Source organism: Methylobacterium sp. J-059 (assembly GCF_022829485.1).
Classification (GTDB): domain Bacteria; phylum Pseudomonadota; class Alphaproteobacteria; order Rhizobiales; family Beijerinckiaceae; genus Methylobacterium.
The window spans coordinates 1-4031 of record NZ_JAKSYA010000019.1; the positions used below are offsets into that span (position 1 = coordinate 1).

7 protein-coding genes are annotated in these 4031 nt (G+C 63.9%); 4 read left to right on the forward strand and 3 right to left on the reverse strand.

Features of this window, described 5'->3' with window-relative positions; genetic code table 11:
* The first annotated feature begins 213 nt into the window (after window positions 1-213).
* The 4 genes from MKK55_RS01245 (at window position 214) to MKK55_RS01260 (ending at window position 1692) form a co-directional block, all read left to right on the forward strand.
* Window positions 214-666: a 3TM-type holin gene (locus MKK55_RS01245; RefSeq protein ID WP_243932891.1), complete on the forward strand. Its 453-nt coding sequence runs from the start codon at window positions 214-216 to the stop codon at window positions 664-666.
* Window positions 667-675: 9 nt separating this feature from the next.
* On the forward strand, window positions 676-1059 hold the full coding sequence (locus MKK55_RS01250) for a hypothetical protein (RefSeq protein ID WP_243932893.1): 384 nt from the start codon (window positions 676-678) through the stop codon (window positions 1057-1059).
* 70 nt (window positions 1060-1129) lie between these two features.
* Window positions 1130-1315, forward strand: coding sequence for a hypothetical protein (locus MKK55_RS01255; protein WP_243932895.1), 186 nt, complete (start codon window positions 1130-1132; stop codon window positions 1313-1315).
* Window positions 1312-1692 (forward strand): hypothetical protein, encoded by a 381-nt coding sequence (locus MKK55_RS01260; RefSeq protein WP_243932896.1) that lies wholly within the window; start codon window positions 1312-1314, stop codon window positions 1690-1692. Before MKK55_RS01255 ends, MKK55_RS01260 begins: the two co-directional genes overlap by 4 nt.
* Before the next feature lie 79 nt (window positions 1693-1771).
* Here MKK55_RS01260 and MKK55_RS01265 read toward each other — a convergent pair whose 3' ends face one another.
* The 3 genes from MKK55_RS01265 to MKK55_RS01275 form a co-directional block, all read right to left on the reverse strand.
* On the reverse strand, window positions 1772-2308 hold the full coding sequence (locus tag MKK55_RS01265; protein WP_243932897.1) for an NAD-dependent epimerase/dehydratase family protein: 537 nt from the start codon (window positions 2306-2308) through the stop codon (window positions 1772-1774).
* Between the two features lie 157 nt (window positions 2309-2465).
* Window positions 2466-3530: a RhuM family protein gene (gene rhuM / locus MKK55_RS01270; protein ID WP_243932899.1), complete on the reverse strand. Its 1065-nt coding sequence runs from the start codon at window positions 3528-3530 to the stop codon at window positions 2466-2468.
* Between the two features lie 371 nt (window positions 3531-3901).
* The coding region (locus MKK55_RS01275; protein ID WP_243932900.1) for a transposase at window positions 3902-4031 on the reverse strand (130 nt) is incomplete at its 5' end.

Below are 4031 nucleotides of genomic sequence, written 5' to 3' on the forward strand. Positions count from 1 at the left end.
GCACGACGCGCCATCTAGCCCCGTTCCGACGCCGCCAGAGGATGGCCCCGAGAGTGCTTTGCAGGTCCTGCGGACGCGTCTTCGGCTTGCGCCCGCACGCCTCCCCCAGGCGCTGCAGTTCGCACCATCGCGCGTCAGTCAGCAGCATCCCTCCGGCCTGCGAAAGAGGAAAACGCGAGCCCCGGCAAGCCGTTCAGGCGATGACAGGCCGTAGTGGGCGGCATCGGCCCGGCGATCGGCGCCGCGCTGCCCTCGATCGCCGACAACGCGAAGGTGCTGGTCGAGCGCCTGGTGCCCGACGCGAACGCGCGGGAGGCCGCACAGGCCGAGGTCGATGCGGCCCTTGCCGCGATGGAGGTGGCCAAGGCGCAGAGCACGGTCAATCTGGCCGAAGCGCAGGGCAATGACTGGTTCTCGGCTCGCTGGCGCCCGTCCGTCGGCGGGATCTGCGCCGCCGGCTTCGGCTACCAGTTCGTGCTCGCGCCGATCCTGACCTGGCCGACGAACATCGTCGGCGTCGCGATCGGCGCCTCGATCCCGGTCGCCCCGATGCTGTCGATCAACGACCTCATGGTGGTGCTGACGGGCATCCTCGGCTTGGGCGTGCAGCGCACGGTCGAGCGCATCCAGGGCGTTTCCGTCGCGGCGCCGGCAGGCTTGAAGTAGCGCCGCCCGGTGGAGACCCTCGCGATCGAGCAGGCCAAGCAGCTTGCCCTCCAAGGCAGCGGATGGGCGATTGATATCTTCCTCGGCGTCCTGCTGATCCTACGAGACCGGCAGTATGGCGAATGCCTGAAGGCGCAGATCGGGCTCGCGACGCAGATGGCGACAGCGCTCGAGCACTCCTCCGTGACCAACGCCGCAGTCGCTACGTCGCTCGATAGCTGCACCGAGGTGTTCGAGCGCCTGAACGATTATGTCGGCGAGCTCTCTGATAACGTCGAGGCCAACGCGAAGGCCGTGAACGAACGCGTCACGGACAACGGCAAGTTCCTCGACGACATCCGGAAAGGCATCGGCGAGGTCCAGCGCGACATGCCACGAAGGGGCGGCGCGTGATCTGTGGCTTCTGCCAGCGAGTGCGCTCCCTCTTCTTCGGCCGGAGCCGGCGTTGCGAAGCGAGAAGGCGATGAACGCCATCCGTCAGCACAAGCGGTCAACGCAGAACCTCACCCGGGCTGCGCTCGACGGCATTGACTGGACGGTCTCGGCCACAGGCGTCGCAGAGTCCGACAACGACATCCGGACGCTGGTCGAGGACATGCTGAGGAGCATGGAGCCGGCGAACATGACTCGCAAGGATCATCAGTCGTGAAGCTGAAGCTGCTCTCGGTGATCGCGGCTGTGCTACACGTCATTCCGAAGGACGCTGCCGACGGGGTGATCCCTCAGGGCAACAAGAAGACCTTCGTCTGGTCGTTCGTGATCGCCGCAATCCTGGCCGGCTTGATCCTGATCGTAAGGCCGGACCCACGCCCGCTCATCCAGATGATGCCGGGGTGGAGCAAGGATGCCTTCCACACGGGATCGAGGCCACTGGGAGCGCCGCCGGTATGGAGTCCTGCCCCGGAAGGCGCTTTCACGTCCGGTCACCTCTGGATGGCGCTTCTTGGTGGGCTGATCCTCGGCTTCGTCGTCACGTCCGTCCTGCGCAATGCAGGGATGCTCGGAGACACCTCGCCCGACGGATGACGCGAGGAGCTTGATAGCCTATGCCGGCCACCTCCTCCCAGAGACACCTCAGCGACGCCGGCACCCGCCGCGCGGCGCTTCATTTTCCAACCCTCCCCACTGCGTTCCATGTCGTCAGGCCCGTATTCTCTAGTGCGAGGGCTCGAGCAACCCAGTGCGCTAGCATGCCCTCGTCTAGGCGGACTGCCTCATGCTCCAACGGCGGAGTACTGCCGGGGCTGAAGTGACCGAAGCGGAGCGCGACGCCGATCCGGCTTTCGTCTTCAGCGCACCACGCGCTTAGCATCGCTTCTTGCGCGGCCTTGGCAGCGCCGTAGTAAGTGATCGGAAATCCGGCCCTCGGCTCGTCGGCGAGAACGGAGCTGGCGATGATCAGGCGACGAACGCTGGACTGGCGGCAAGCTCGCAGCACGTTGATCGTCATGCGGATGTTGAGGTCGGCAGCGTCGATGTTCTCGGCGAGATTACCGGCAAGATGGATCACCGTGCCTTCGCCGGCCCGGATCTTTGGTGGATCTCTAGCAAGGTCTCCATCAGCGCGGTCGCTTGCGCGAGCCTCCGGGTACAGGGCGTGGATCGCGCGGCCTATGCGGCCTGTTGCGCCGGTGATGAGCATGTCAGCCTCAGGTTCGGGTCCGGCACCCGCCGTAGCGGGTCTCTTTCGCTCTTGGCCCGCGCCTCCGCGCGCTACACAGGCCACCTTCGTAATTAGCACCCGAGATCGCCTCAGCCCACCCGGCATCAGCTGTGGCGGGCATTTTGATGGAAACGGCTCAGGCCGGCGGAAGGCGATGAGCCTCATCGTAGCGCTCATGCGCAGTACGGGTCTTGAAAAGCTCAAACTGCTCCTTCGTGTGCGACTTCACCTGATCCCCCTTGGAGATCCGGGCGCAGCTCGGGAAGATCGGCATTTCGTACGATCCAAAGATGTCGTCGATTCTCGCCAGGATCTGAGTGGTCGTCATCGTTTTCTCAGACGCGGCCATCTGCTCAGCAAAAATGAAGAACGCGTCCCCGGCCCGATACCCCGCCCGCTGCTCGTTCTCGCTCAGATTGTTCTTTGCGACCAGAGCATCCTTTAATGAAGGCTTGCTGTTGAGATGGGTGGACATGCCCATCATCTCTCTCGAGCCGTCCGCGCGCGCAAGGATGATGGCGTGTGCCGTGCTCTTGCAGGCGGCGTAGTAGATACGACTCTTCATCGCGGCAAAGAAGCTGCGGATCTGATCGGACGAGCCGTCGTAGTCGCTAGCGATCAGAGCGACGCACGCCCAGACTCGCTCGTACAGGTTCTTCTCGTCGTACCGGATCTCCCGGATCTTCTCGGCCGCCGATTGCGCTGCGGCTGGGTCGCTGCGCAGGCGCTCCTCGTCGAGCGCGTGTCCGTGGACGACGTACTCCTTCAGGATGCAGAAGGCCCACTGCCGGAACTGCCCAGCGCGGGGCGACTTTACCCGCCATCCCACCGCGAAATTGGCCTCAAGATTGTAGTGCAAGTTGTTGTAATCCTTGCCGTCTCTGGCAGTTATCCGGAAATTCCGGACAACTGCCGCCTCGTCAAGTTCCTTGTCCCGTAAGGCGTTCTGAAGGTGCTTGCTGACCGTCTTGATGCTGACGCTGAACAGTTCGGCAATCTGCGCCTGGGTGGCCCAAAGCGTATCGCCGTCTACGTTGACGCCGAAGTCGAAGTCGATTTTGGTGTCTGCGATCTCGAAGGTCGCCTTGGGTACCTCCAACATGTCGGCCCACCTACGCAGCGCCGACGCGCCCGCATCCCGGACCTTGCCAATCGTCCGCTCGACGGACCCGGGCTTCTTGCTGTTGCTGTCACGCGACATGTTGCAGTCTCCATCGTCCATACGGTTGATAACCGTCGGCAGAAGTCTGGACTCGTCCACGAGAACCGGGCTTAGGTCTCGTTGCTGCGGGCGGGCCCGGCGACCGCCGACCCCTCGACGAAGGCCACCACCGATTCGCCTCGGTGGTGGCTTTTCTCGTTCTAGGACACCCAGGTTGCAGTGGTCGTCTACCGGATTCGGTGGCCAGCGCGCTGCGATCGCCGATATCCACCGCCGATGTGGCGTTACGCGGACACGTCACATGCGTCGTTTCCGCTGCACGTAGGTGACAACCACCACTTCAGACGGGCCGAGATTTGGCTCGCGGTCGTAATGGTTTCGCTGGGACCATCATGTGCCACTAGGGCGTGTCATCGCTTGAGCCAGTCGAGGGCGGCCGCGAGGCAGAGGACGCCCATGAAGCTGGCGGCGGTTTTCTCGTATCGGGTGGCGATGGCGCGCCATTCCTTGAGCCTGGCCCAGAGGCGCTCGACCTGATTG

Bases quoted from the DNA above. Each gene is read 5' to 3' on its own strand.
- MKK55_RS01255 (WP_243932895.1), top strand. From the start codon at position 1,130: ATGAACGCCATCCGTCAGCACAAGCGGTCAACGCAGAACCTCACCCGG.
- MKK55_RS01265 (WP_243932897.1), bottom strand. From the start codon at position 2,308: ATGCTCATCACCGGCGCAACAGGCCGCATAGGCCGCGCGATCCACGCC.
- rhuM (WP_243932899.1), bottom strand. From the start codon at position 3,530: ATGTCGCGTGACAGCAACAGCAAGAAGCCCGGGTCCGTCGAGCGGACG.